The sequence below is a fragment of the Enterobacter sp. DSM 30060 genome, assembly GCF_013375955.1.
Classification (GTDB): Bacteria; Pseudomonadota; Gammaproteobacteria; order Enterobacterales; family Enterobacteriaceae; genus Enterobacter; species Enterobacter intestinihominis.
Genome location: NZ_CP056118.1, coordinates 854,771 through 878,690 on the forward strand (window position 1 = coordinate 854,771; position 23,920 = coordinate 878,690).

25 protein-coding genes and 1 pseudogene are annotated in these 23,920 nt (G+C 58.8%); 9 read left to right on the top strand and 17 right to left on the bottom strand.

The window, feature by feature from the left end:
* Window positions 1–13 precede the first annotated feature (13 nt).
* The 13 genes from HWQ15_RS04020 to HWQ15_RS04080 all read right to left on the bottom strand — a co-directional run bounded on the left by HWQ15_RS04020 (window position 14) and on the right by HWQ15_RS04080 (window position 11,054).
* A complete protein-coding gene (locus HWQ15_RS04020) occupies window positions 14–1,483 on the bottom strand; it encodes an aldehyde dehydrogenase (RefSeq protein ID WP_063148692.1) in 1,470 nt (489 codons plus the stop codon).
* A 9-nt stretch (window positions 1,484–1,492) separates the two neighbouring features.
* A complete protein-coding gene (locus tag HWQ15_RS04025; protein ID WP_023306904.1) occupies window positions 1,493–2,263 on the bottom strand; it encodes an aspartate dehydrogenase in 771 nt (256 codons plus the stop codon).
* A 9-nt stretch (window positions 2,264–2,272) separates the two neighbouring features.
* Window positions 2,273–3,067 carry an SDR family oxidoreductase gene (locus HWQ15_RS04030; protein WP_063148693.1) on the bottom strand — a complete coding sequence of 265 codons (795 nt, stop codon included), beginning with the start codon at window positions 3,065–3,067 and terminating at the stop codon, window positions 2,273–2,275.
* On the bottom strand, window positions 3,051–3,821 hold the full coding sequence (locus tag HWQ15_RS04035) for an alpha/beta fold hydrolase (protein ID WP_176587380.1): 771 nt from the start codon (window positions 3,819–3,821) through the stop codon (window positions 3,051–3,053). The genes HWQ15_RS04030 and HWQ15_RS04035 overlap by 17 nt, the downstream gene beginning before the upstream one ends.
* Before the next feature lie 9 nt (window positions 3,822–3,830).
* Window positions 3,831–4,361, bottom strand: coding sequence for a cupin domain-containing protein (locus HWQ15_RS04040; protein WP_022649339.1), 531 nt, complete (start codon window positions 4,359–4,361; stop codon window positions 3,831–3,833).
* A gap of 10 nt (window positions 4,362–4,371) precedes the next feature.
* Entirely contained in the window at window positions 4,372–5,628 is a 1,257-nt protein-coding gene (locus HWQ15_RS04045) for an MFS transporter (RefSeq protein WP_063148694.1), read from the bottom strand.
* Between the two features lie 25 nt (window positions 5,629–5,653).
* Window positions 5,654–6,841, bottom strand: coding sequence for an NAD(P)/FAD-dependent oxidoreductase (locus HWQ15_RS04050; protein ID WP_063148695.1), 1,188 nt, complete (start codon window positions 6,839–6,841; stop codon window positions 5,654–5,656).
* A complete protein-coding gene (locus HWQ15_RS04055; protein WP_038416706.1) occupies window positions 6,838–7,764 on the bottom strand; it encodes a VOC family protein in 927 nt (308 codons plus the stop codon). Before HWQ15_RS04055 ends, HWQ15_RS04050 begins: the two co-directional genes overlap by 4 nt.
* 78 nt (window positions 7,765–7,842) lie before the next feature.
* Window positions 7,843–8,631 (bottom strand): IclR family transcriptional regulator, encoded by a 789-nt coding sequence (locus HWQ15_RS04060; RefSeq protein WP_003860053.1) that lies wholly within the window; start codon window positions 8,629–8,631, stop codon window positions 7,843–7,845.
* Window positions 8,632–8,643: 12 nt separating this feature from the next.
* Window positions 8,644–9,393, bottom strand: a complete 750-nt coding sequence (locus HWQ15_RS04065; RefSeq protein ID WP_063148696.1) for an SDR family oxidoreductase — start codon at window positions 9,391–9,393, stop codon at window positions 8,644–8,646.
* The gene (locus HWQ15_RS04070; protein WP_003860047.1) at window positions 9,393–10,415 is read right to left on the bottom strand and encodes an aromatic ring-hydroxylating dioxygenase subunit alpha; all 1,023 of its coding nucleotides are present in this window, start codon (window positions 10,413–10,415) and stop codon (window positions 9,393–9,395) included. The genes HWQ15_RS04065 and HWQ15_RS04070 overlap by 1 nt, the downstream gene beginning before the upstream one ends.
* A 10-nt stretch (window positions 10,416–10,425) precedes the next feature.
* Entirely contained in the window at window positions 10,426–10,734 is a 309-nt protein-coding gene (locus HWQ15_RS04075) for a recombinase-like helix-turn-helix domain-containing protein (protein WP_063148697.1), read from the bottom strand.
* Window positions 10,731–11,054 carry a non-heme iron oxygenase ferredoxin subunit gene (locus HWQ15_RS04080; protein ID WP_003860044.1) on the bottom strand — a complete coding sequence of 108 codons (324 nt, stop codon included), beginning with the start codon at window positions 11,052–11,054 and terminating at the stop codon, window positions 10,731–10,733. The genes HWQ15_RS04075 and HWQ15_RS04080 overlap by 4 nt, the downstream gene beginning before the upstream one ends.
* A 415-nt stretch (window positions 11,055–11,469) precedes the next feature.
* On the opposite strand from HWQ15_RS04080, the pseudogene HWQ15_RS04085 reads away from it, so the two are divergent.
* A pseudogene (locus HWQ15_RS04085) lies at window positions 11,470–11,802 on the top strand (MFS transporter); the annotation flags it as partial.
* Between the two features lie 76 nt (window positions 11,803–11,878).
* On the opposite strand, the gene speB reads toward HWQ15_RS04085, so the two are convergent.
* From speB to yqgB, 3 genes are all read right to left on the bottom strand, one after another.
* On the bottom strand, window positions 11,879–12,799 hold the full coding sequence (gene speB / locus HWQ15_RS04090) for an agmatinase (RefSeq protein WP_063148698.1): 921 nt from the start codon (window positions 12,797–12,799) through the stop codon (window positions 11,879–11,881).
* A gap of 209 nt (window positions 12,800–13,008) precedes the next feature.
* The gene (gene speA, locus HWQ15_RS04095; RefSeq protein ID WP_022649348.1) at window positions 13,009–14,985 is read right to left on the bottom strand and encodes a biosynthetic arginine decarboxylase; all 1,977 of its coding nucleotides are present in this window, start codon (window positions 14,983–14,985) and stop codon (window positions 13,009–13,011) included.
* 8 nt (window positions 14,986–14,993) lie between these two features.
* A complete protein-coding gene (yqgB, locus tag HWQ15_RS04100) occupies window positions 14,994–15,125 on the bottom strand; it encodes an acid stress response protein YqgB (RefSeq protein ID WP_057979949.1) in 132 nt (43 codons plus the stop codon).
* Between the two features lie 660 nt (window positions 15,126–15,785).
* Between yqgB and metK the strand changes: the two genes are divergently transcribed.
* The 8 genes from metK (at window position 15,786) to ruvX (ending at window position 22,925) form a co-directional block, all read left to right on the top strand.
* Entirely contained in the window at window positions 15,786–16,940 is a 1,155-nt protein-coding gene (metK, locus tag HWQ15_RS04110; protein WP_022649349.1) for a methionine adenosyltransferase, read from the top strand.
* 416 nt (window positions 16,941–17,356) lie between these two features.
* On the top strand, window positions 17,357–18,754 hold the full coding sequence (gene galP / locus HWQ15_RS04115; RefSeq protein ID WP_023306911.1) for a galactose/proton symporter: 1,398 nt from the start codon (window positions 17,357–17,359) through the stop codon (window positions 18,752–18,754).
* Window positions 18,755–18,812: 58 nt separating this feature from the next.
* Entirely contained in the window at window positions 18,813–19,310 is a 498-nt protein-coding gene (locus tag HWQ15_RS04120; RefSeq protein ID WP_032621896.1) for a SprT family zinc-dependent metalloprotease, read from the top strand.
* Between the two features lie 94 nt (window positions 19,311–19,404).
* Window positions 19,405–20,112, top strand: a complete 708-nt coding sequence (gene endA / locus HWQ15_RS04125) for a deoxyribonuclease I (protein WP_023306912.1) — start codon at window positions 19,405–19,407, stop codon at window positions 20,110–20,112.
* Between the two features lie 51 nt (window positions 20,113–20,163).
* Window positions 20,164–20,895 carry a 16S rRNA (uracil(1498)-N(3))-methyltransferase gene (rsmE, locus tag HWQ15_RS04130; protein ID WP_003860033.1) on the top strand — a complete coding sequence of 244 codons (732 nt, stop codon included), beginning with the start codon at window positions 20,164–20,166 and terminating at the stop codon, window positions 20,893–20,895.
* A 31-nt stretch (window positions 20,896–20,926) separates the two neighbouring features.
* Window positions 20,927–21,874, top strand: a complete 948-nt coding sequence (gene gshB, locus HWQ15_RS04135) for a glutathione synthase (protein ID WP_003860032.1) — start codon at window positions 20,927–20,929, stop codon at window positions 21,872–21,874.
* 74 nt (window positions 21,875–21,948) lie between these two features.
* Window positions 21,949–22,509 (top strand): YqgE/AlgH family protein, encoded by a 561-nt coding sequence (locus HWQ15_RS04140; RefSeq protein ID WP_063216174.1) that lies wholly within the window; start codon window positions 21,949–21,951, stop codon window positions 22,507–22,509.
* Window positions 22,509–22,925 carry a Holliday junction resolvase RuvX gene (ruvX, locus tag HWQ15_RS04145; protein WP_006811925.1) on the top strand — a complete coding sequence of 139 codons (417 nt, stop codon included), beginning with the start codon at window positions 22,509–22,511 and terminating at the stop codon, window positions 22,923–22,925. Before HWQ15_RS04140 ends, ruvX begins: the two co-directional genes overlap by 1 nt.
* Before the next feature lie 10 nt (window positions 22,926–22,935).
* Here the strand turns inward: ruvX and HWQ15_RS04150 are convergent, their stop codons facing one another.
* Window positions 22,936–23,916 (bottom strand): type IV pilus twitching motility protein PilT, encoded by a 981-nt coding sequence (locus HWQ15_RS04150; protein WP_022649354.1) that lies wholly within the window; start codon window positions 23,914–23,916, stop codon window positions 22,936–22,938.
* Window positions 23,917–23,920 lie beyond the last annotated feature (4 nt).

Sequence of the window (23,920 nt, forward strand, 5' to 3'; positions counted from 1 at the left end):
TGCTCACCCTTTCTCAGTCGCACCAGTGGTTGACGCTGTTACCCGTCGCCAGATAAATGCTCTTTTGTTGCATCCAGGCTTTCAGCCCCTGGATACCCTTCTCGCGGCCCAGACCGCTCTCTTTAAAGCCCCCGAACGGGGTCGAAATCGCAAAAACTTTGTAGGTGTTGATCCACACCGTGCCTGCCTCCAGCTGCTCGCTGAGACGCAGGGCGCGCCCGGTATCGCGCGTCCAGATCCCCGCCGCCAGGCCGTAAACCGAGTCGTTCGCCTCGCGAATAAGCGCCGCTTCATCGCGAAACGGCATCGCCACCAGCACCGGGCCGAAGATCTCTTCCTGACAGGCGCGGGCGCTGTTGTGTAGCCCTTCGATAATGGTTGGCTGGAAGAAGCTGCCGTTTGCCAGAGCGGGATCGGCGGGGATCTCGCCGCCGCACAGCACGCGGCCCCCTTCCCGCTTCGCAAGTTCGACGTACTCGATCACGCTCTGGCGATGTTTCTCGCCGATCAGCGGTCCGACATGCACGCCGTCGGTAAACGGATGCCCGACGCGCAGCCCGCGAGTTAATTCCAGCAGCCTCGCCATCAGCGGGGCGTAAATACTCTCGTGGATAAACAGCCGCGATCCGGCGATGCACGCCTGCCCCGCCGAGCTGAAAATGCCGTAGCAGATCCCGCGCGCCGCCTGTTCGATATCGGCATCCTCCAGCACGATGGTCGGCGATTTGCCGCCCAGCTCCAGCGAGGCCGGGATCAGTTTTTCCGCCGCCACGTGCGCCAGATGACGGCCCGTAGTGGTTCCGCCGGTAAAGGAAATTTTGCGCACGCGAGGATGACGCGCCAGCGCATCGCCAATCACCGAGCCTTTGCCCGGCAGCACGCTCAGCAGCCCGGCGGGCAGCCCGGCCTGTTCAAAAATCCGCGCCAGCTCCAGCGCCATCAGCGGCGTGGCTTCGGCGGGCTTGAGGATCACCGCGTTCCCGGCGGCAATCGCCGGTGCGACCTTCTGCATTTCGCTGGCAATCGGCGAGTTCCACGGCGTGATGGCCGCCACCACGCCAAGGGGCTCGTAGCGGCTCAGCGTCAGCAGATCCGGCTGGCGCGGTGTCGGAAGTTCACCCTCCAGCAGCTCGCAGGCGGCGGCAAAGTAGCGCGCCGTTCCCGCCGCGCTCATCACCAGCCCGCACGCTTCCGCCAGCGGCTTGCCGTTATCCCGGCTCTGCATCTGCGCCAGTTCATCCACACGGGATTTAATAAGATCCGCCACCTTGTGCAGGATCTTCGCCCGCACGTGCGGCAGGCTGTTACGCCAGGCGGGATCGCGCCAGGCGCGCTCTCCGGCGTCTACCGCCTCCTCCAGGTCATCCAGACTGGCGGCGTTCAGCGTCGCGTTGATCGACCCGTCTGCCGGGAAGTGGCTCTGCATCGGGTTACCTCCGCCGTGTCGCCACTGGCCGCCGATAAAAATCTTCAGATCGTCCATCGTCACTCCTCAGCTCAGGGCCAGCTCGCGGCAGGCGCGCACCGCGCTCAGTGCCGCCAGGGTGGAGGTTTTAGGGTTAGACGCCAGCGGCAGCCCGCTCAGCTCCAGATGGAATTCGCCAAACAGCCCTTCGACGTGCAGCGTGTGGGTGTTACGTTTCGTTGCCGGGTCAACCATCAGCTGCACGCGGGTGTCATCCATCCCGACGCCGCCGAGCGCCACGGTCGCCGCTACGTTGGCGTTCGCCGGGAACAGCCGCGCCGCCTCGCGAGCGCTGCCTTCAAAAAAGACCTTTGCCTCAGCCACTGAATTCAGATCGATAAGCTGCTCGGCATAGCTGCCGCGCCAGCTGGCCGGGCTTTTGCGCGACTGATAGGTGACGCGTTCAAGCCCACCCTCTTTCGCTGCCGCCAGCCCGTCGATACCGGCCACTGCACCGGAAAGCAGAGTCAGTTTTCCGCCCGCGGCGAGCAGACGCTGCTCCAGCGCGCTGTCCGCCAGCGCGCCGGTGGAAATGACGGCCAGATGCCAGCCGCGACGCAGGATCTCTTCCCCGTACTGGGCCACCGCCTGCTGGCTGGCGCATTCCAGCACCAGATCCGGCGTTTGCGCGCACGCCATTGGCGACGTCAGCGCCTCGACCGCATCGCCAAACTGGTCGTGAATGGCGGCATGGTGAGACGCGCGCGCCACGATCCAGCCGATAGCCACACCGGCGGGCAGGCGCTCAATCACCGCCTGCGCCATGGCACCAAAACCAATCAACATTACCTTTTTCATGATGCGTCCTTACAGATGGCGACAGAAGCCGCCGGAAACGTCCAGCGCGGCGCCGGTGGTAAACGAGGCCAGCGGCGAGGCGAGGAACAGCAGCGCCTGCGCGGGCTCCTGCGGCTTGCCGAGGCGCGCCATTGGAATGCCGCGCTTGCGCGCGATATCCGCCGTCCACTCCGGCCAGCTCTGGCTTTTGTCCGCCCGGTTTTCAAAGCGGCGCTGCCACTGGCCGGACTCCACCATGCCGAGCAAAATGGAATTGACGCGAATGCCTTTACCCACCAGCTCTTTCGAGAGCGTCAGCGTCATGTTCAGCAGCGCGGCACGAGCAGCGGAGGTAGCGATCATGTGCTCCTCCGGCTGTAGCGCCAGCAGGGAGTTGACGCAGGTAACAGAGGCAATGTCTGACTGCTCCAGCAGCGGCTGAAACGCCTGCACCGGATTGATGACGCCAAACAGCTTCAGCTCTGCCTCGTGCAGCCACGCCTCGCGCGGGGTGTCATGGAAGTGCGCCACGTAGCCCTGCCCGGCGTTGTTGATCAGCAGATCAGCCGCGCCAAAGCGCGCCTGCACCGCATCCGCAAAGGCCTGAACCTCGTCGGCGTTCAGCACGTCGCAGCGGTAAGAAAAAATCTCCCCGTGGGGGAATTCGTTTTGCAGCGTCGCATGGGCGCTGGCGAGCCGGTCCGGGTCACGGCCGCAGAAGGCGACTTTCGCCCCTTCCCCCAGCAGCAGGCGCAGCGTTTCAAAGCCAATGCCAGAAGAACCGCCGGTGACTACCGCTACGCGCCCGTCAATTTGTGCATTCATCGCGCACCTCTTCGTTAATGCGTAAAAGCTGTTGGTTGAAAAACACGTCGTTATCGAGATAGCTGGCGTGCCCGGCCTGCGGAATGGCGGTAAACGGCATGCCGTAGCGCAGCGCCAGCCCCTGCACCAGTTCGGGCTGCGTTATCGCGTCCTGCTCGCCGCACCAGATTTCAAACGTGCCGGAGTATCGTTTAAGCCAGCCGTGAATGTCGTCATGCGCCAGCATCCACGCGGCGGCAAGGTAGCCTTCCGGGCGCAGCGTGCGCATGCCCGCCGCGACGGTGGCGATATCTTCCGCGCGCGCGCCGGGGCGCAGCAGTTTCGCGGCACGGGTCTGGGCGAGGATTTCGCCGCCCAACGCCATCTGCTGCTCGCGGTTGCGCCAGACCTGCTCCCGCTGCTCCGGCGCGGCATTGCCGTAGCCCTGCGCAGCGTCGGCCAGTACAAGATGAATGACGCGATCCGGGAACTTCGCCGCAAAGGCACTTGCGACCAGTGCCCCCAGGGAATGGCCCACCAGCACCGCCTGCCAGACACCGGCGCGATCCAGCATCGCCGCCAGCACGTCGGCGTAATCCCCCGCGTTTGCCCGCGCGACGGCCAGCATCGGGCTTTCGCCATAACCGGGCATGTCCCACGCCAGCACGCGAAAACCGTTCAGCGCCATCTGCTTGTGCCAGGACGCAGCGCCAGAGCTGATCCCGTGTAGCAGCATCAGCGGAATGCCGCTTCCCTGTTCACGAAAACCCGTCATGGTGCCCCCTTAGTTCCGCTTCACTTTCGAGAGCGGATGGTCGGACGGATAGGTCGGGATTTCCGGCTTGTTGGTCCCCAGCATGACGCACATCAGCGCCTCTTCTTCCCCGTGGTTAAACAGGCCGCGATAGATGCCCGGCGGGACGGAGATCAGGTCACGCTCGCGCAGCACGGTTTCGGTGTAGTTGTCGCCGTCCTGGATCATCAGCGTGATCTGCCCCTTGAGCATGAAGAACACCTCTTCCACGTCGTCGTGCAGGTGCAGCGGCCCTTCGCACTTCGACGGCAGTACCATGGTGGAGAAGGTGAAATGGTCCGCCTGCACGGTGTTGGTGTCGTTCGCCACGCCGGTTGCGCCGGTGCCGATGTAGCGCATCTGCGCCCGGCGGTATTTTGGGTCAAAATCGGCCTGGAACTTCAGCGCGTTCCAGTCGTATTTACGGCCTTCGAAGCGCGCGATGCGCGACTCGACCCACTCCTCCATCGTCAGATGGTCAGGTTTGATGCCCGTTTTGTGGGTTACGGTTGAATCAGTCATGACACTCTCCTCAGTAACGTCTCAGCAGCGGCAGTAACAGGACGCAGCCCACCGCCGCCATCACCGCCAGAAAAATCAGCCCGGAATCCATGCTGTGGGTGAAGGCGATAAGCGCGCCCATCACCGCCGGCGACAGCGCGCCTGCAAAGTTTCCCAGCCCGTTGAAAATGCCGCCCGCCGTGGCGCTCACCCGGGGATGGGTGGCCTTCGCCAGCAGGGCGAAAATGTTGGGCGCGCCGGTGCCCCACATAAAGGTGCTGAAGCTCATCGCCGCGATGACGGCGAGCGGGGTATCGAGGTGCATTACCGCCGCCAGCCCCACCGCCGCCCCCGCCATCGAGATAAAGCAGGCCGCCGCGCGCTTATCGACCCTGTCCGAGAGCCACGCGCCAATCACTTCCCCCGCCAGCATGGCGATGAACGGCATCGACGACAGCCAGCCTGCATGCTCAAGGTGAATGCCTTTGCCTTTGATCAGGTAGCCCGGCAGCCAGCCGTTGATGCCCCACAGGTAGGTCAGGAACGCGATGTTAAAGATGCAGATGATCCAGAAGTGCGGGCTGACGAACAGCTCGCGCCGCGCGGCACGCCGCTCGTCCTGTGACGCCTGCGAAGTGCCGGGTTTAGCCTCCAGACGGATCCCGCGCAGGCCGATGCGCACAAAGATAAGCACCGGCACGGTCAGCATGGCCATGACAAAGAAGGTGCTCTGCCAGCCGAAGGTGTTCAGCAGCCAGAGGGAGAGCGGGAAGCCAATTGCCGCCCCTACCGGTGTGCCCAGCAGCCACAGCATGGTGGCGCGCGCCTGCAGATGCTGCGGGAAGTTGTGGCGCACGATGGCGAAAGCCAGCGGGAACAGCGGCCCTTCCGCCACGCCCAGCAGGATGCGCAGGACGATCATCAGCGTGTAGTTATGGGTAAAGCCCATCGCCACCATCAGCACGCACCACACAACCATCATCCCGGTGAGCAGGCGCAGCGGCGCGATTTTGTCGCCTAAACCGCTCAAAAATACCGACGAAAAGCCGTAGCTCAGCAGGAAGGCGCTCATCAATATGCCGAGGCGCGTGGTGTCGAAATCAATGCCCATCGCCTGCTGGAAATGGGTATCCGAAAAGAGCGCCGCGATGCTGATTTTGTCGAAAAACGCCAGCAGCACGCAGGCCAGCAGCGACAGCGGGATGGCCCAGCGCACCGCTTTTTCGGGCGTGCGGGTCCCCTCACCGCTCGCCTCAACCGGCGCGGTGTTCGTCTCTAGTGTGGTCATCTCTCCCCCTACGGGTGCGGGTTAGCTATCGCAGTGACATCAGTGAAAATGTCGGGTCGGCAAGCGGTACGTTCGACAGATCCCGCCCCGCCGCCATCCAGCGCTTCGCCAGCTTGACGGTGCGCGCATCGTTGAACGCCACCAGCTGCGTCAGCCGCCCGTTTTCATCCAGCGAGAAGAACAGCGCATCTTCACGCACTATCGTTTTACTCTCCGGCTGCGGAATACCGAGGATCTGAATATTGTGCTGATATTGATCCGACCACAGCCACGGCGCGTCGTCATAACCTGGCGCATCGGGGTTGAGCATCGCTTTCGCCGTCGCCACCGCCTGATTCTGGGCGAAGGCCCAGGACTGGATGCACAGGCCGTAGTGATGGTGCTGGGCGACATCTCCTGCGGCAAAGATGAATGGATCCGAGGTGCGTCCCTGGGCATCCACCACGATCCCGCGCCCGGTTTTCAGCCCCGCATCAAGCGCCAGCTCCAGATTGAGATCGACGCCGATCCCGACCACGACCGTATCAAAGGTTTCACGGTTGCCGTCGCAGTGGATGACCGGCAGTCCGCCGTCGTCCTCCAGCTCCAGCGCGCCGCAGCCGGTACGGATATCCACGCCCTGCTCGCGGTGAAGGGCCTCCAGGCGCTGCGACACCTCGCCGCTCACCGAGCGCATGCACAGCGCAGGCTGCTGCTCGAACAGGGTGACCGCCATGCCGCTTTTCCGCGCGGAAGCGGCAATCTCAAGGCCAATCCAGCCGCCGCCGACGATCGCCAGTTTGTGACTTTCCGCCAGGCGACTTTTCAGGCGCTGCGCGTCCTGCCAGTGGCGCAGGGTATAAACCTGCGGATGGCTGGCCCACGCCTGCGAAGGCAGGCGCGCCCGACCGCCGGTAGCGATTAAAAGGATGTTGTAACTAAGACGTTCGCCGTTGCTTAAACGCACGATTTTCTCTTCACGATCGACTGATTCAGCACGCAGCGGGCGGTACCAGATCAGGTTCAGCGCCTGCTGTGCTTCTTCGCTAAACAGCCGCGGAAGCGCGGAGTCCGGCTCCAGCAGAGACGCTTTTGACAGCGGCGGCCGCTCGTAGAAATCCCATTCCTCTTCCGCTACCACGCAAATCTCGCCGTCGAAGCCCTCGTCACGCAGGGTTTTCGCCGCCCAGCCGCCCGCCTGGCCGCCGCCGATAATGACAATGCGCGATGTCATACCGCCTCCGGCTTTTTCTGCTGACGGCGCGTGTCGTGGTCAATCCCGCCCTCCACCGCCCATTCGGTAAAGGAGACCAGGGAGTGCTCCAGCTCGCGCGGCTGCCAGTTTTCGGTCAGGTAGTCGTCGTTGGTGTAATACTCAAACGCGCCGCCGGTCGGGCTGTTGACGTACCAGAAGTACGCCGACGACACCGGATGACGGCCCGGCCCGATAAAAGTGCTCCAGTCATGTTTATTCATCGCGATACCGCCGCCGATCACCTCGTGGATGTCGCGCACGGTGAAAGCCACATGGTTAAGGCCGCGCTTGCGGTTCGGCAGTTGCAGCAAGAACAGGTTGTGATGGCCGCCACGTGCCCCGCAGCGCAGGAACACGGCGCGGTTGATATAGCGATCCGAGACCTGGAAGCCGAGCACCTCGCGGTAGAATTTCTCTACTGCCGCCAGCTCTTCCACGAAGAACACCACATGCCCCACGTTGATCGGCTGGGCGCGATCGTAAACCGGGCTGGGTGTGTCGATACGGCGGGCGTCGCCCCACTGGTTTATTGGCTCGACGTTAAGCTCCACGTCGGTCTGCTGGGTCACCTGCACGCGCAGCGTCATGCCGTTCGGATCCAGGCATTCCAGCGCGTCGCCCACTTCACGAAAACCTGGCTGTTGCGCCAGCTTCGGGCGCAGCGCATCCAGCTCAGACTGGCTGGCAACCGCCCAGGTCATGCGGCGCAGGGTGTTGCCCGCTTCAAACGCGGGCGGCAGGTCGGGGCTGTCGATCGGGTTAAGCTCCACGCGCGCGCCGCTCAGGGTGGTGAAACGCTGGCCGCTGGCATCGCCCGTCAGGCCAAAATCACGCATAAATTTGGCGCAGTGCGTCAGGTCTTCCACACCAAATTCCAGCTTTTCAATTCCGGTTATACTCATCGTTCATTGCCTCATCTGGCCCAGATTGGGCGTAAAACATGCCCGACGCAGTCAAGCGCCTGAGGTTAACTCACTGATTTAACTGGCCTGTGACAGATACCCTAAGAAGCCAGAAATTTTATCCGCCGCGAGGCGAACCTCGTTTTGCAGGCGCTCGCGGTCGCTCTGTGGGATCTCCTCCGACGGCACCAGAATGCTGACCACCGCCGCCACGCGGCCGCTTCGGTCATACACCGGGTAGACGATGGAAGAGATGCCGTGGCGGAAGAAGGATTCGCCGATGACATACCCACGGGCTTTGTCCTGCTGCACCATCTGCCACAGGGCTTCACGGTCGTGAAGCTGCCCCGGCGTGTTGCCCGGCAGACGCTCATGCGGGAACAGCTGTTCGAAATCAGCGCGGGAAATATCGGTCAACAGCATGCGGCCCAGCGAGGTGCAGTGCACCGGCAGACGGGTACCAATGCTGACCTGGTTGATACGCGACCCGGCGGCGCTGACGCGGGCAATGTAGATAATGTCGCGCCCGTCGCGGATCGCCAGATGGCTGCTGCACTGGCTCACGTCGCGCAATTGCTCGATCACCGGCTGGCCGACCTGCGCCACGTCCAGCGAGGCGATGTACTCAAAGCCAAGACGCAGCACGTTCATGCCCAGCGAAAAGGTATTGGTGCGCGTGTTGCGCTCCAGAAATCCCATGTACTCCAGCGTCTGTACCACGCGATAGGCGGTGGCCTTCGGCATATCCACCAGCCGATGCAGTTCGGCAAAGGTCAGATCGCGATGCTGCTCGCCAAAGGCCAACAGCAGCTGTAAACCGCGCTCCAGCCCCGGCACCAGATACTTCACTTCCTGATCGTTTGCCATCATCGCCCTACCTTAGTTAAAGACAAAACCGCCGTTGACCGGGATCAGCTGTCCGGTGATGAACCGCGACAGATCGCTTAACAGCCAGACCACGCTGCCGGTGACGTCTTCCGGCTGCTGTGCCCCGGTTAACGCGCGGCCGTTTTCGTAGAGTTGATGCCGTTCGGCGGGGACATATTCCGTCGCCTCGACGCGGGTTAGCCCCGGCGCGATGGCGTTAATGCGTATACGCTTTTCACCCAGTTCGCGCGCCATTGAGCGAGTCATGGCAATCACGGCGCCCTTGCTGGCGACGTAGGCCATCAGGCGCGGCGCGCCCCACAGCGCGGTGTCGGACGCGACGTTCACGATGCCCGCCCCCTCGCGCAGCAGCGGCACCGCGGCGCGCGTCACCAGCCAGGTGCCTTTGACGTTGACGCTCATCACCCGATCCCAGAGATCCGGATCGTAATCGAGCATATTTTTGCCGCCGACGCCCGTCGCCATCGCCGCGTTGTTCACCAGACCGTCAATCTGCCCCTGCTCGCCAATCGCGCTGAACACCTGCTCAATGGACTGCGGATCGGCCAGATCGATAACGTGCGATTCGATCGCATATCCCTGCTCACGCAGCCGGTGGGCGCTCTCGGCCAGTTCGCCCTTCAGGATGTCGCACATCACCACCGCCGCGCCCTGCTCCGCGCAGGCCTGGGAAAAGTGGTAGCCCAGCCCGCGCGCGGCGCCGGTTATGACGATGCGCTTACCGCTCAGCAGCCCGTTCATCAGGCGGCCCCCTGCTGTGCTTCACGCATCGCCAGCTGCTCTTTGGCGGCCTTTTGCATCATGCGACGCAGGCGCGAGAGGCCAACGTCGTGCTGATACAGGTATTCATGATCGCGGGCGTTTGGCGCCAGGCTCTCCAGCACCACGCGGTCCTGCTCCAGCACTTCCCAGTGCAGTTTTTCCAGACGGTTGCGGTACATGAAGCGCCACATATCGCGCTGCCAGCCCTGCACCCGGCGAATGCGCCAGAAGAAGACGCGGCAGTTGTCGTTATCTTCCGGCACCACCATACCGACGATAAAGAAGTGGCCGCCCGGCCCGAAACGCTTCTTGTACGGAATGGAGAGACGCATCCAGCAGGTGCCGCTGTTGCCCAGCTCCACCCAGTCGAAGTTGACGCCGCTCTGCCCTTTCTTCTCAAAGATAAAGCCGGTTTTGGTCGGCTGGAGCACCATGTCGGCCTTGCGATCCCCTTCCGCCATCGAGTGCGAGGAGGAGTGCAGATAGGTGCCGTGCATCGGGTCCATCACGTTTTCCAGCGCGTACTGGTAATTGCATTTCCACGCGGCGGTGCAGAGGAAGTTGCTGAAGCTGTCCGTGTCGGCGAGTTCATCCGGGAAGGTCAGTTCGTCCGGCTGCTGATCCGCGGTGACGCCAAACCAGAGGAAGATGGCGCCGTGCGCCTCCTGCACGTTATAGCTGCGCACGCACTGCTGGCCGACCAGCGGACATTTATCCACAGCGGGCACGTCTTTCACCTCGCCGTTGCCCGCCACCTCTACGCCGTGATACCAGCAGGCGATGCGGTCGCCGAGGTTCCAGCCCATCGACAGGCGCGCGCCGCGGTGCGGACAGCGGTCCTCCAGCGCCTGCACCTGGCCGTCTTTGTTGCGCCAGACCACAATCTGCTCGCCCAGGCGGGTGATACCCACAGGAGCAGACTGCACTTCCCAGCTCGCCAGCACCGGATACCAGAGGCCGCGCAGGCCTTTATCCAGATAGTGTTGTACGGTCGTCGTCATCGCGTTGCCCTCAGTAGCCGTTAACCTGTAAGAATGCCTGGAAGCTGGCGTCGCTCCACGGCTCACCCTGCTGGTCGTGCATGCGCACCGCGTTCAGCCCGTTTACCAGCTCCGGCAGGGTTTCAACGCCCTGTTCGAAGAGCTCTTCCAGCGTCGCAATCAGCTTCACCTCCCAGCTTTCCGGCTCGCGGCTGCGGGTCTGCCAGATCAGGTTCTGGTACTCGCCCGGTTTGTAAATGGCGCCATTACCGCCCTCTGCCGGCGGGGTAAACTGGCGGCTTTCCGGCAGCGCCGGGTTGTAGTTCAGCGTGTCGCTCATGCCACGGTCTCCTCAACAAAGGTAATCTGAATCTGGTTTTCAAAGACCCGAACCGGGTAACGGTTGAGGTTGCGTCCTCCGGGGCCGTGCAGACATTGGCCGGTTTTGACGTCGAACACCGCCTCGTGCAGCGGGCATTCCACCTTGCCGTCTTCTACGAAGCCCTGACTCAGCAGGGCATAGGCGTGGGGGCATACGTCTTCCAGCGCGTAATATTCACCGTCGATCAGGTAAACGCCGATCTCTTTCCCGTCGACGTTGCCGCTAAAAGGGAAATCTTCCTGTACTTGTTCTGCGTCACATACGCCTATCCAGCTCATCACGATCCTCCAGGCTTTTGTTTCATATATGAAACTCTGTTTCTTATTTAATACGGTCAATATAAAAGCGATGAATGTTTCGTCAAGCGACAATGTGACGAATTTGTTAATCGATCGGCAATTAATTAACTAAGTGTGCAAGGGATCACGAAAAAATGCAGCGATATGAAATTTTCATTATTACAGCGTGAGAAATACGTTTTTTTAATGGTCTCTTATTTTGAATAAAAGATATTGACTTCCTTTCTTTTTACTCTTTAAAAATAAATTAACGTCACCTCTTTCGCGTTTCACCGGTGAAACTGATTTTTAATTTATCTTTAATAAACAATGAGTTTCATAGGTGAATCATTTTAGCTCCGTGACAATCACATTGATGAAAAATATAAGTTACAAAAAACGTAAGGCGGACATGATGACGGCAAGATGGCAAGGCACGATTGCGCTTTTATTACTCATTATTATTTCGTACGTCGATCGGGTAAATATCTCGGTAATGATTTTAAACCCGGAATTTGCCGAACATTTTCAGTTAAATGAAAACAGAATGTTACAGGGTCTACTCATGACCTGCTTTCTTCTGGGTTATGGTTTTTCCGCTCTATTATTAACGCCGGTTATTGAAAGCAAACTTCATTATCGGCAGGGATTATTAAGCAGCATTGCGATTTGGGCCGCGGTCTGCGCGGTTTCGCCTTTGTTAGGCTCGCTGACGGGAATGGTCATCGCCCGCGAAATAACCGGGGTTTGTCCACACCTTCACGCTGGCCTGGGGAATGTTGCTGCTGCGCATGCGCCGCGCAGCAGCAATCAGCGCGTAAGGCTTATTCGCCTTTTTTCGCCGCCTGGATGTAGAGCATTTCCAGCGCCAGGGTCGCCGCGGCCAGCGCGGTGATCTCGGACTGGTCATAGGCCGGAGCCACTTCCACCACGTCCATCCCGACAATGTTCAGATCCTTCAGGCCGCGCACCAGCTTGATGGCGCGGTCTGACGTCAGGCCGCCGATCACCGGCGTACCGGTACCCGGTGCGAATGCCGGATCCAGGCAGTCAATGTCGAAGGTCAGGTAGACAGGCATATCGCCGACGATCTGCTTGACCTGAGCCAGAATATCGTCCACGCCGCGATCGTTCACCTGGCCCGCGTCGAGTACGGTGAAGCCGTTGTCTTTGTCGAACTCGGTGCGGATGCCGATCTGCACGGAGTGGTTCGGATCGATCAGGCCTTCTTTCGGCGCGGTGTAGAACATGGTGCCGTGGTCGAATTCGCAGCCGTTCGCGTAGGTGTCGGTATGCGCGTCAAAGTGCACCAGCGCCATTTTACCGAAGTGCTTCGCGTGGGCGCGCAGCAGCGGCAGTGTCACGAAGTGGTCACCGCCGAAGGAGAGCATGCGTTTACCGGCCGCCAGCAGCTTCTCGGCGTGCGCCTGCAATTTTTCGCTCATTTCGCGCGCGTCACCGAAGGCGTACACCAGATCACCGCAGTCCACCACGTTCAGGCGCTCGCGCATGTCGAAGTTCCACGGGAAGCGGTTGTGCTCCCAGGCCAGGTTGGTGGAAACCTGACGAATTGCCGCCGGGCCATGACGTCCACCCGCACGACCGGACGTTGCCATGTCGAACGGTACGCCGGTGATCACCCAGTCAGCATCGCTGTCGTAAGGCTGGAAGTTCATCGGAAAGCGTAAAAAACCAAACGCGTTAGATACCAGAGAATTATCGTACTGATGACCTAAAGTGCTCATGTCCTGACCTCTTATAAAGTCGATACATTAAAAACAGATGAAAAAAAATCCCCTCCGCGTCGTTAAACCCGACGAGGAAGGGATTGATTCGTAAATCGCATAGTGGGGCGAATTATCGCCGTTAATTCATACGGGTTCAAGTGAGTATAGGGCATTGTGCGGTCTGTTGCCCTCACCCCGCCCCTCTCCCACGGGGAGAGGGAGTTTACCTACTCATCTTCCAGGTAGGTGTACCCGTACAGACCCGCTTCAAACTCTTCCAGGAACTGCTGCTGCAAGGCATCGTCCAGACCGGTGTTTTTGACCTGATCGCGGAACTGGGTGAGCAGTTTTTTCGGATCCAGCTGAACGTATTCGAGCATATCCGCCACGGTGTCTCCTTCGTCGGACAGCTCAACCTCCACGCTGCCGTCAGGGAAGACAAACACGTCAACCGCTTCGGTATCACCGAACAGGTTGTGCATGTTGCCGAGGATCTCCTGATACGCACCCACCATAAAGAAGCCCAGCATTGGCGGGTTCTCCGGATCGTACTCCGGCATTGGCATGGTCGTAGCGATACCGTCACCGTCGACGTAGTGGTCAATCGCGCCGTCGGAGTCACAGGTAATGTCCAGCAGCACCGCGCGGCGTTCCGGCGCATGATTCAACCCTTCCAGCGGCAGAACCGGGAACAGCTGGTCGATACCCCAGGCATCCGGCATCGACTGGAACAGGGAGAAGTTGACGTACATTTTGTCCGCCATACGTTCCTGCAACTCGTCGATAATCGGACGGTGTGCGCGGTTGCTCGGATCGAGCTGCTTCTGCACTTCATGGCACATGTTCAGATAGAGCTGCTCCGCCCACGCGCGTTCCTGCAGGCTAAAGGTGCCTGAAGAATAACCGACGTGAATGTCGTGCAGATCCATCTGGCTGTCGTGCAGCCATTCGCGCAGAGAACGACGCGTGCCCGGCTCGTGCATCTCCTGCCAGGTTTCCCACATGCTTTGCAGGGAACGTGGGGCATCGTCTGCCGGAGGCGTGGCTTCAGTGATTTCGCTGCGCTCAACGCCGATGATGTTAGAGACCAGCACCGTATGGTGCGCAGTGACCGCGCGGCCGGATTCGGTGATCACCGTCGGGTGCGGCAGGCCGTGCTCTTCGCAGGCATCGCCAATCGCCCAGATAATGTTGTTGGCGTATTCGTTCAGGCCGTAGTTGACCGAGCAGTCAGACTGCGAGCGTGTCCCTTCGTAATCCACGCCCAGGCCACCGCCCACGTCAAAGCACTGAATATTTACGCCAAGCTTGTGCAGCTCAACGTAGAAACGTGCCGATTCACGCACGCCGGTGGCAATGTCGCGAATGTTGGCCATCTGCGAGCCAAGGTGGAAGTGCAGCAGCTGAATGCTGTCCAGACGACCGCGCTCGCGCAGAATTTCCACCAGCTGAAGCACCTGGTTCGCCGCGAGGCCGAACTTGGATTTTTCACCGCCGGAAGACTGCCATTTACCGGAACCCTGCGACGCCAGTCGCGCACGCACGCCAAGGCGTGGGATCACGTTCAGACGCTCGGCCTCTTCCAGCACGATCGCGATTTCGGTCATCTTCTCGATCACCAGATAGACCTTGTGGCCCATCTTCTCGCCAATCAGCGCCAGACGAATGTATTCGCGGTCTTTATAGCCGTTACAGACGATCACCGACCGGGTCATGCCCGCGTGCGCCAGAACCGCCATCAGCTCCGCTTTGGAGCCAGCTTCCAGGCCCAGCGGTTCGCCGGAGTGGATCAGGGACTCAATCACGCGACGGTGCTGGTTTACCTTGATCGGGTAAACGAGGAAATAGTCGCCGTTATAACCATACGATTCCCGCGCGCGTTTGAACGCGGCGTTAATAGAACGCAGGCGATGTTGCAGGATCTGCGGGAAGCAGAACAGTGCAGGCAAGCGCTGACCCTGGGCTTCACGGGCTTTCACCAGCTTAGCGAGATCCACGCGCGCTTCCGGGACGTCCGGATCCGGGCAGACACTGATGTGGCCCAGCTCGTTAACGTCGTAGTAGTTATTGCCCCACCAGGCAATATTGTAAGTGCGCAGCATCTTGCTGGCTTCCTGGGAGCTCATCGCAACCTCCTGCATAGAACGTAGTACACCCTGTTCGCCTGCTGACGAAGGCGAAAGCGAAGACATGTCGTCAGACATAGCGAACCTCAACTCTTTGTATTAAGTGTAAAACAGTTGACTACTATCGCAGCGTTATACGGCGATAACAACCCATTAACGGCTCCATTTCCCAGCAGAGTATGCTGAAATCCAGACCGTGCGACCGGTTTCTTATTCATATCATTGTAAAACACGTATCCGAACTCTGTATGACAAGGTTCGGCGAAACCACGAGAAAACTCCTGTATTAACAAGAGCGCCCTTGTTCAGTTTTCACAAAGCGTGACCGGCTCTGGAATCCTGAGAAGCACCGAGATGGGTATAACATCGGCAGGTGTTTAGACCAGAAGTGCGGGTGGGAATCAAATGCGCGCCAGAACGACTGCGCTGAATGAGCGGAAAACAAGGGTTCATTATCTCGTATCACCTCCACGGCCGCCTCTGCTGAAACGGACCACAAGCCAAAGCTAAAAGTTCACTGCTTAACCCGGCTGGAAGTGGCGACACGATGTGTTCATCGAGCGCTTATTTTATATGAGCCGCGCGCCGCGTTTTATACCGAGAAGGTCGCTAAAAAGCAAAACAAAAATGCGCAGGTTGCCAGCGCCGTCAGGAAAAATTTCCAGCCGTGTTTTCAACGCAGTGAGAGGTGAGTCAAAAAAAACTGGAAATCGGGTGAAGAAGTGACCTAAAATAGACGTCCAGATGTTAATCCATCCATACCGATTAACACTCAGACTGCCAGTGTCAAAATCCTGCAGGCCTTGGTAGAATTATCTCCTTTGGCTATTCCACACAGCAGTTCGAGCTAACCAAATTCCTTTTAGGTGAAATAAAACATGGCAAAACACCTGTTTACGTCCGAGTCCGTATCAGAAGGACATCCTGATAAAATTGCTGACCAAATCTCCGATGCGGTGCTGGATGCGATCCTCGCGCAGGATCCAAAGGCGCGCGTAGCGTGTGAAACCTATGTCAAAACCGGCATGGTTCTGGTTGGCGGTGAGATCACCACCAGCGCATGGGTTGATATCGAAGAGATCACCCGTAACACGGTGCGTGAGATCGGTTATGTACATTCTGATATGGGCTTTGATGCCAACTCCTGCGCCGTACTGAGCGCTATCGGCAAACAGTCCCCGGACATCAACCAGGGCGTTGACCGTGCCGATCCGCTGGAACAGGGCGCGGGCGACCAGGGCCTGATGTTCGGCTACGCGACCAACGAAACCGACGTGCTGATGCCAGCGCCGGTGACTTACGCACACCGTCTGGTGCAGCGTCAGGCTGAAGTGCGTAAAAACGGCACCCTGCCGTGGCTGCGTCCGGATGCGAAAAGCCAGGTGACCTTCCAGTATGACGACGGGAAAATCGTCGGCATTGATGCCGTGGTTCTTTCCACGCAGCATGCTGAAGATATTGACCAGAAATCCCTGCAGGAAGCGGTGATGGAAGAGATCATCAAGCCGGTTCTGCCAACTGAATGGCTGAGCTCTGCGACCAAATTCTTCATCAACCCAACCGGACGCTTCGTTATCGGCGGCCCAATGGGTGACTGCGGTCTGACCGGTCGTAAAATCATCGTAGATACCTACGGCGGCATGGCGCGCCACGGTGGCGGCGCGTTCTCCGGTAAAGACCCGTCTAAAGTGGACCGTTCTGCGGCGTACGCTGCACGTTATGTGGCGAAAAACATCGTTGCTGCGGGCCTGGCTGACCGCTGTGAAATTCAGGTTTCCTACGCCATCGGCGTGGCTGAGCCAACCTCCATCATGGTGGAAACCTTCGGTACTGAAAAAGTGCCTTCTGAACAGCTGACCCTGCTGGTGCGTGAGTTCTTCGACCTGCGTCCATACGGTCTGATTCAGATGCTGGATCTGCTGCACCCAATCTACCAGGAAACCGCAGCGTACGGTCACTTTGGTCGCGAACATTTCCCTTGGGAAAAAACCGACAAAGCCGCCCTGCTGCGTGATGCTGCCGGTCTGAAATAAACGACTGCCAGCAGCTTAAACAGGCCAGCCTTTGTGCTGGCCTTTTTTATGTCGGGTGGCGGCTATGCCTTACCCGACCTACGGGTAGTGAATTTTTGTAGGCCGGGTAAGGCGCAGCCGCCACCCGGCAATGTTTGGAACCGTTTACACCTCACTCTCTATACCCCGCTTTCAGAATATTCTCTTTGCATGATCGCATTTCTTCTGCTGTTACATTCCCTTTCAGTTAAGTCTGAAATTTGTGCAAACGCGATGCATATCAATTAATTTACCTCTATATTTTCAAAGCTTTAATTATTTTTACGGTTACAAACTAGTGTAACCGATTACACCGTTGTGATTTGACTCACATATTTTTATGAGCCGCTCACCTACTCTTAATATCGTAAAAACTGATAACCCAACTGGAGGGCATAATGCCTGACAATAATAAACAGGGGCGTACGTCCAATAAGGCAATGACGTTCTTCGTCTGCTTCCTCGCCGCTCTGGCAGGATTACTCTTTGGCCTGGATATTGGCGTAATTGCCGGTGCATTACCTTTCATCACCGATGAGTTCCAGATTAGCGCACACACTCAGGAATGGGTGGTCAGCTCCATGATGTTCGGTGCCGCCGTCGGCGCGGTCGGCAGCGGCTGGCTCTCCTTTAAGCTCGGGCGTAAAAAGAGCCTGATGATCGGCGCGATCCTGTTCGTTGCCGGCTCACTGTTCTCTGCCGCTGCGCCTAACGTTGAAGTGCTGATCCTTTCCCGCGTGCTGCTCGGTCTGGCAGTGGGCGTGGCGTCTTATACTGCCCCGCTGTACCTGTCTGAAATCGCACCGGAAAAAATCCGCGGCAGCATGATTTCCATGTACCAGCTGATGATCACCATCGGTATTCTGGGGGCTTATCTTTCCGATACCGCCTTCAGCTACAGCGGCGCATGGCGCTGGATGCTGGGCGTCATCATCATTCCGGCCATTCTGCTGCTGATTGGTGTCTTCTTCCTGCCGGACAGCCCGCGCTGGTTCGCCGCCAAACGCCGCTTCCACGATGCCGAACGCGTGCTCTTACGCCTGCGTGATACCAGCGCCGAAGCCAAAAACGAGCTGGAAGAGATCCGCGAAAGCCTGAAGGTCAAACAGTCCGGCTGGGCGCTGTTCAAAGAGAACAGCAACTTCCGCCGCGCGGTGTTCCTCGGTGTGCTGTTACAGATCATGCAACAGTTCACCGGGATGAACGTCATCATGTATTACGCGCCGAAAATCTTCGAACTGGCGGGCTACACCAACACCACCGAACAGATGTGGGGCACCGTGATCGTCGGCCTGACCAACGTGCTGGCGACCTTTATCGCTATCGGTCTGGTGGACCGCTGGGGGCGTAAACCAACCCTGACGCTGGGCTTCCTGGTCATGGCCATCGGGATGGGCGTGCTGGGTACCATGATGCACATGGGCATTCACTCCCCAACGGCACAGTACTTCGCCGTGGCGATGCTGCTGATGTTTATTATTGGGTTTGCGATGAGCGCCGGTCCGCTGATTTGGGTACTGTGCTCTGAGATCCAGCCGCTGAAAGGGCGTGATTTTGGTATCACCTGCTCTACCGCAACCAACTGGATTGCCAACATGATCGTCGGCGCAACGTTCCTGACCATGCTCAATACCTTGGGTAATGCCAATACCTTCTGGGTCTACGCCGGTCTGAACCTGTTCTTTATTGTTCTCACGATCTGGCTGGTTCCTGAAACCAAACATGTTTCACTGGAACACATTGAACGTAACCTGATGAAAGGTCGTCCTCTGCGCGAAATCGGCGCACACGACTGATCCTCCTGCGGGAGGCGCCTCTTGCGCCTCCCCGCTTCCCGCTTTATGCTCTGCCCCTATGAAATCTCCCCGTCTCCCCATCGCCATTCAGCAAGCCGTTATGCGCAGCCTGCGGGAAAAACTCGCCCAGGCCAACCTGAAGCTCGGCCGCGATTATCCTGAACCGAAGCTGGTCTATCAGCAGCGTGGCACCGCGGCAGGCACCGCCTGGCTGGAATCGTATGAGATCCGCCTGAATCCGGTGTTGATGATGGAAAATCAGCAGGCGTTTATCGAAGAAGTGGTGCCGCACGAGCTGGCCCACCTTTTGGTGTGGAAACACTTTGGCCGCGTCGCGCCGCACGGCAAAGAGTGGAAATGGATGATGGAGGCGGTGCTCGGCGTTCCGGCTCGCCGCACCCACCAGTTCGAGCTGGAATCGGTACGCCGCAATACGTTTCCCTACCGCTGCCAGTGCCAGCAGCACCAGCTTACCGTCCGCCGTCACAACCGCGTGGTGCGCGGCGAGGCGACCTATCGCTGCGTAAAGTGCGGCGAACCACTGGTGGCGGAATAATCGCTCGAACTTTCAGGAACTTTCCTGATCTGACTGATTGCATACGGGAACAACATTCGTTACGTTGCGGGCTCGTTTTGACACGGAGTGTAAGATGTCCCGTAATGTTTCTCTCGCAGTCGCTTTTCTGGCGGCGGCGCTCTCCGGCCATGCTCTGGCCGACGGTATTCACAGTTTCTCACAGGCAAAAACCGCAGGCGTAAAGATTAACGCCGACGTACCGGGTGATTTCTACTGCGGCTGTAAAATTAACTGGCAGGGTAAGAAAGGGGTCGTGGATCTGGGATCCTGCGGCTATAAGGTGCGCAAGAACGAGAACCGCGCCAGCCGAATCGAATGGGAACACGTTGTTCCGGCCTGGCAGTTTGGCCACCAGCGCCAGTGCTGGCAGGACGGTGGACGTAAAAATTGCGCAAAAGATCCGGTCTACCGCCAGATGGAAAGCGATATGCACAACCTGCAACCCGCCGTGGGTGAAGTCAATGGCGACCGCGGAAACTTCATGTACAGCCAGTGGAACGGTGGCGAAGGCCAGTACGGTCAGTGCGCCATGAAGGTCGATTTCAAAGAGAAACTCGCCGAACCGCCTGCCCGCGCGCGCGGCAGCATCGCCCGCACTTACTTCTATATGCGCGACCGCTACGATCTCAACCTTTCCCGCCAGCAGACGCAGCTCTTCAATGCCTGGGACAAGCTCTACCCGGTGACGGACTGGGAATGCCAGCGCGACGAACGTATCGCCAAAGTCCAGGGGAATCACAACCCTTACGTCCAGCGGGCTTGCCAGGCGCAAAAGAGCTAACCTACACTACGGCAATTCGCTTATATCGCATGACACATGGAATTTCTGACTATGCGCATCCCTCGCATCTATCACCCTGAACTGATTACCCCAGGCGGCGAAATCGCCCTGTCTGATGATGCCGCAAACCACGTAGGCCGCGTGCTGCGCATGGGCGCAGGCCAGGCGATTCAGCTCTTTGACGGCTCTAATCAGATTTTTGACGCTGAAATTACGCGCGCCGATAAAAAAAGCGTGCACGTGAAGGTGCTGCGTGGCGACGTGGACGACCGGGAATCCCCGCTGCACATTCACCTTGGCCAGGTGATGTCGCGCGGGGAAAAGATGGAGTTCACCATTCAGAAATCCATTGAACTGGGTGTAAGCCTCATTACGCCACTTTTTTCTGAGCGCTGCGGCGTTAAACTGGATGCGGAACGTCTGAACAAGAAGATCCAGCAGTGGCAGAAAATTGCCATTGCAGCCTGTGAACAGAGTGGCCGCAACCGCATCCCGGAGATCCGCCCGGCGATGGATCTGGAGGACTGGTGTGCAGAAGAGGAAAGCGGGCTTAAGCTTAATCTTCATCCGCGCGCCAGCGCCAGCATCAATACGCTGCCGCTGCCCGTTGAGCGCGTACGCCTGCTGATTGGCCCGGAAGGCGGCCTGTCGGCTGACGAAATCGCCATGACGGCGCGTTACCAGTTTACTGATATTCTGTTGGGACCTCGCGTTCTGCGCACTGAGACAACGGCACTCACCGCCATTACCGCCCTACAGGTGCGATTTGGCGATCTGGGTTGAAGCAAAGCCTGACCCATAACCGGAGAAGAACATGATTAAGCTCGGCATCGTGATGGACCCCATCGCAAACATTAACATTAAGAAAGATTCCAGCTTCGCTATGCTGCTGGAAGCGCAGCGTCGCGGCTATGAACTCCACTATATGGAGATGAACGATCTGTACCTGATCAACGGTGAAGCCCGCGCACGTACCCGCATCGTTAACGTCGAGCAGAACTACGAAAAATGGTACGAATTCGGCACCGAGCAGGATATTGCCCTGGCCGACCTTAACGTCATCCTGATGCGTAAAGATCCGCCGTTCGACACCGAATACATTTACTCCACCTATATCCTTGAGCGTGCCGAAGAGAAAGGCACGCTGATCGTCAACAAGCCGCAGAGCCTGCGCGACTGCAACGAGAAGCTCTATACCGCATGGTTCTCTGACCTGACGCCGGAAACGCTGGTCACCCGCAGCAAAACGCAGCTGAAAGAATTCTGGCAGAAGCACGGCGACATCATCATGAAGCCGCTGGACGGCATGGGCGGCGCATCGATCTTCCGCGTGAAAGAGGGCGACCCGAACATTGGCGTGATTGCCGAAACGCTGACCGAGCTGGGGACCCGCTACTGCATGGCGCAAAACTATCTGCCGGCCATTAAAGACGGCGACAAGCGTGTGCTGGTTGTAGACGGCGAGCCGGTGCCGTACTGCCTGGCGCGTATCCCGCAGGGTGGTGAAACCCGTGGCAACCTGGCGGCCGGAGGTCGTGGCGAACCGCGTCCGTTAAGCGAAAGCGACTGGGAAATTGCCCGCCGCGTCGGCCCTACGCTGAAAGCCAAAGGCCTGATCTTCGTTGGCCTCGATATCATCGGCGATCGTCTGACCGAAGTGAACGTCACCAGCCCGACCTGCATTCGTGAGATCGAAGCGGAATTCCCGATCTCGATCACCGGAATGCTGATGGACGCTATCGAAAAACGTTTACAGAAATAACCTGTGACAGCGCCTGTGTTTATCCCCATACTGGGCGCTGTCGCTTTTTAAACCAGGAAACAGTACCTCTGACAATGAATTTACAGCATCACTTTCTTATTGCCATGCCTGCTCTCCAGGATCCGATTTTCCGCCGCGCCGTGGTCTATATTTGCGAATACAACGAAGACGGCGCAATGGGGATTATCATCAATAAGCCGCTGGAAAACCTTCAGGTCGAAGGCATTCTGGACAAGCTGAAAATCCCTGCTGAAGCGCGGCTGCCGGAAATCCGTCTTGATAAACCGGTGATGCTCGGCGGACCGCTTGCAGAAGATCGTGGCTTTATCCTGCATACCCCGCCGGTTTTCTCGTCCAGCATTCGTATCTCCGATAACACCGTCGTCACCACCTCTCGCGATGTGCTCGAAACACTGGGCACGGCAAATCAGCCTTCTGAGGTGCTGGTTGCGCTCGGCTACGCTTCCTGGGAAAAAGGGCAGCTGGAACAAGAAATTCTGGACAACGCCTGGCTGACGGCCCCTGCGGATATGAATATCCTGTTTAAAACCCCTATCGCCGATCGCTGGCTTGACGCGGCAAAACTGATTGGCATTGATATTCTGACCATGCCTGGCGTTGCGGGGCACGCGTAATGAGCGGCACCCTTCTCGCCTTTGACTTCGGCACCAAAAGCATCGGCGTCGCTGTGGGTCAACGGATCACCGGCACCGCCCGCCCGCTCACGGCGCTGAAAGCTAACGACGGCACGCCGGACTGGAACCTTATTGAGCGCTTGCTCAAAGAGTGGCAGCCGGACGACGTGATTGTCGGTCTGCCGTTGAACATGGACGGCACCGAGCAGCCGCTTACCGCCCGCGCGCGCAAGTTCGCGAACAAAATTCATGGCCGCTTTGGTGTCTCCGTTAAGCTGCACGATGAACGTTTGAGCACCGTCGAGGCACGCGCTGGCCTGTTCGAGCACGGTGGCTTCCGGGCGTTGAACAAAGGCAGCGTGGATTCAGCTTCAGCCGTCATTATCCTCGAAAGCTATTTCGAACAGGGTTACTGAGCGCCGGGGCCTACAGCCGCCCCTGCGCCCGTCGCTCCGCCAGACTCTGCTCAAAGTTCTGCATCCCCGCCTGCTGCCCCGTTTGAATAATGCCCGGCAGTTGCCAGGTTTTGCCTTCGCGGATCAGGTTTGCCGCCGCCGACGTATTCACCAGTAGCTCATACAGCGCCACGCGCCCGCCCTGGACATCCTGACGCAGCTTCTGCGCCAGTACCGCACGCAGGCTTCCCGCCAGCTGATTACGAACCGGATCTTTCTCCTGCGCCGGGAAGGTATCGACCAGGCGCTCGATCGCCTGCGCCGCACCGCGCGTGTGCAGCGTGGCCAACACCAGATGGCCAGTCTCAGCCGCCGTCAGCGCCAGGCGTATCGTCTCGCTGTCGCGCAGCTCACCAAGCAGAATCACATCCGGATCTTCACGCAGCGCACTGCGCAGGGCCTCGGCAAAGGACGGGCTATGCTGGCCTATCTCCCGCTGCCGGATGAGGCAACGTTCACTCTGGTACATAAACTCCACCGGATCTTCCAGGGTCAGAATGTGCCCGTCCGTATGGTGATTGAGAAAATCGACCATCGCGGCCAGGGTGGTCGATTTCCCGCTGCCGGTGGCGCCGGTGACCAGAATCAGGCCGTTGTCATTGGACAAAAGCTCCGGGATCGCGCGCGGCACGCCTAGCGCAGAGAGCTGCGGACACGTTAGCGGCAACAGGCGTAGCGCGATCGAAACGCCGTGCATATGCTTAAACGCACTGCCGCGCAGCCGCTGACCGCCTGTGAGGGTAACGGCAAAATCTACCTGCCCGTTTGCCCACCAGGCACCCTGCTGCTCGTCGTTGAGCCACGCTTTTAATAACGCCTCCACATCGGGGGGCGGAAACGGCGCAGGTTCAAGACGGCCTGACCTGCGCCAGCGCGGTGGTGAATCACTGCACAGGTGTAGATCGGAGACGTTATGCTTTACACTAAGGGCCACAATTTCTTCCACATCCATAGAC

Coding starts and splice junctions, on each gene's coding strand:
- HWQ15_RS04020 (WP_063148692.1), bottom strand. CDS start 1,483: ATGGACGATCTGAAGATTTTTATCGGCGGCCAGTGGCGACACGGCGGA.
- HWQ15_RS04025 (WP_023306904.1), bottom strand. CDS start 2,263: ATGAAAAAGGTAATGTTGATTGGTTTTGGTGCCATGGCGCAGGCGGTG.
- HWQ15_RS04030 (WP_063148693.1), bottom strand. CDS start 3,067: ATGAATGCACAAATTGACGGGCGCGTAGCGGTAGTCACCGGCGGTTCT.
- HWQ15_RS04035 (WP_176587380.1), bottom strand. CDS start 3,821: ATGACGGGTTTTCGTGAACAGGGAAGCGGCATTCCGCTGATGCTGCTA.
- HWQ15_RS04040 (WP_022649339.1), bottom strand. CDS start 4,361: ATGACTGATTCAACCGTAACCCACAAAACGGGCATCAAACCTGACCAT.
- HWQ15_RS04045 (WP_063148694.1), bottom strand. CDS start 5,628: ATGACCACACTAGAGACGAACACCGCGCCGGTTGAGGCGAGCGGTGAG.
- HWQ15_RS04050 (WP_063148695.1), bottom strand. CDS start 6,841: ATGACATCGCGCATTGTCATTATCGGCGGCGGCCAGGCGGGCGGCTGG.
- HWQ15_RS04055 (WP_038416706.1), bottom strand. CDS start 7,764: ATGAGTATAACCGGAATTGAAAAGCTGGAATTTGGTGTGGAAGACCTG.
- HWQ15_RS04060 (WP_003860053.1), bottom strand. CDS start 8,631: ATGGCAAACGATCAGGAAGTGAAGTATCTGGTGCCGGGGCTGGAGCGC.
- HWQ15_RS04065 (WP_063148696.1), bottom strand. CDS start 9,393: ATGAACGGGCTGCTGAGCGGTAAGCGCATCGTCATAACCGGCGCCGCG.
- HWQ15_RS04070 (WP_003860047.1), bottom strand. CDS start 10,415: ATGACGACGACCGTACAACACTATCTGGATAAAGGCCTGCGCGGCCTC.
- HWQ15_RS04075 (WP_063148697.1), bottom strand. CDS start 10,734: ATGAGCGACACGCTGAACTACAACCCGGCGCTGCCGGAAAGCCGCCAG.
- HWQ15_RS04080 (WP_003860044.1), bottom strand. CDS start 11,054: ATGAGCTGGATAGGCGTATGTGACGCAGAACAAGTACAGGAAGATTTC.
- speB (WP_063148698.1), bottom strand. CDS start 12,799: ATGAGCACTTTAGGTCATCAGTACGATAATTCTCTGGTATCTAACGCG.
- speA (WP_022649348.1), bottom strand. CDS start 14,985: ATGTCTGACGACATGTCTTCGCTTTCGCCTTCGTCAGCAGGCGAACAG.
- yqgB (WP_057979949.1), bottom strand. CDS start 15,125: ATGAATAAGAAACCGGTCGCACGGTCTGGATTTCAGCATACTCTGCTG.
- metK (WP_022649349.1), top strand. CDS start 15,786: ATGGCAAAACACCTGTTTACGTCCGAGTCCGTATCAGAAGGACATCCT.
- galP (WP_023306911.1), top strand. CDS start 17,357: ATGCCTGACAATAATAAACAGGGGCGTACGTCCAATAAGGCAATGACG.
- HWQ15_RS04120 (WP_032621896.1), top strand. CDS start 18,813: ATGAAATCTCCCCGTCTCCCCATCGCCATTCAGCAAGCCGTTATGCGC.
- endA (WP_023306912.1), top strand. CDS start 19,405: ATGTCCCGTAATGTTTCTCTCGCAGTCGCTTTTCTGGCGGCGGCGCTC.
- rsmE (WP_003860033.1), top strand. CDS start 20,164: ATGCGCATCCCTCGCATCTATCACCCTGAACTGATTACCCCAGGCGGC.
- gshB (WP_003860032.1), top strand. CDS start 20,927: ATGATTAAGCTCGGCATCGTGATGGACCCCATCGCAAACATTAACATT.
- HWQ15_RS04140 (WP_063216174.1), top strand. CDS start 21,949: ATGAATTTACAGCATCACTTTCTTATTGCCATGCCTGCTCTCCAGGAT.
- ruvX (WP_006811925.1), top strand. CDS start 22,509: ATGAGCGGCACCCTTCTCGCCTTTGACTTCGGCACCAAAAGCATCGGC.
- HWQ15_RS04150 (WP_022649354.1), bottom strand. CDS start 23,916: ATGGATGTGGAAGAAATTGTGGCCCTTAGTGTAAAGCATAACGTCTCC.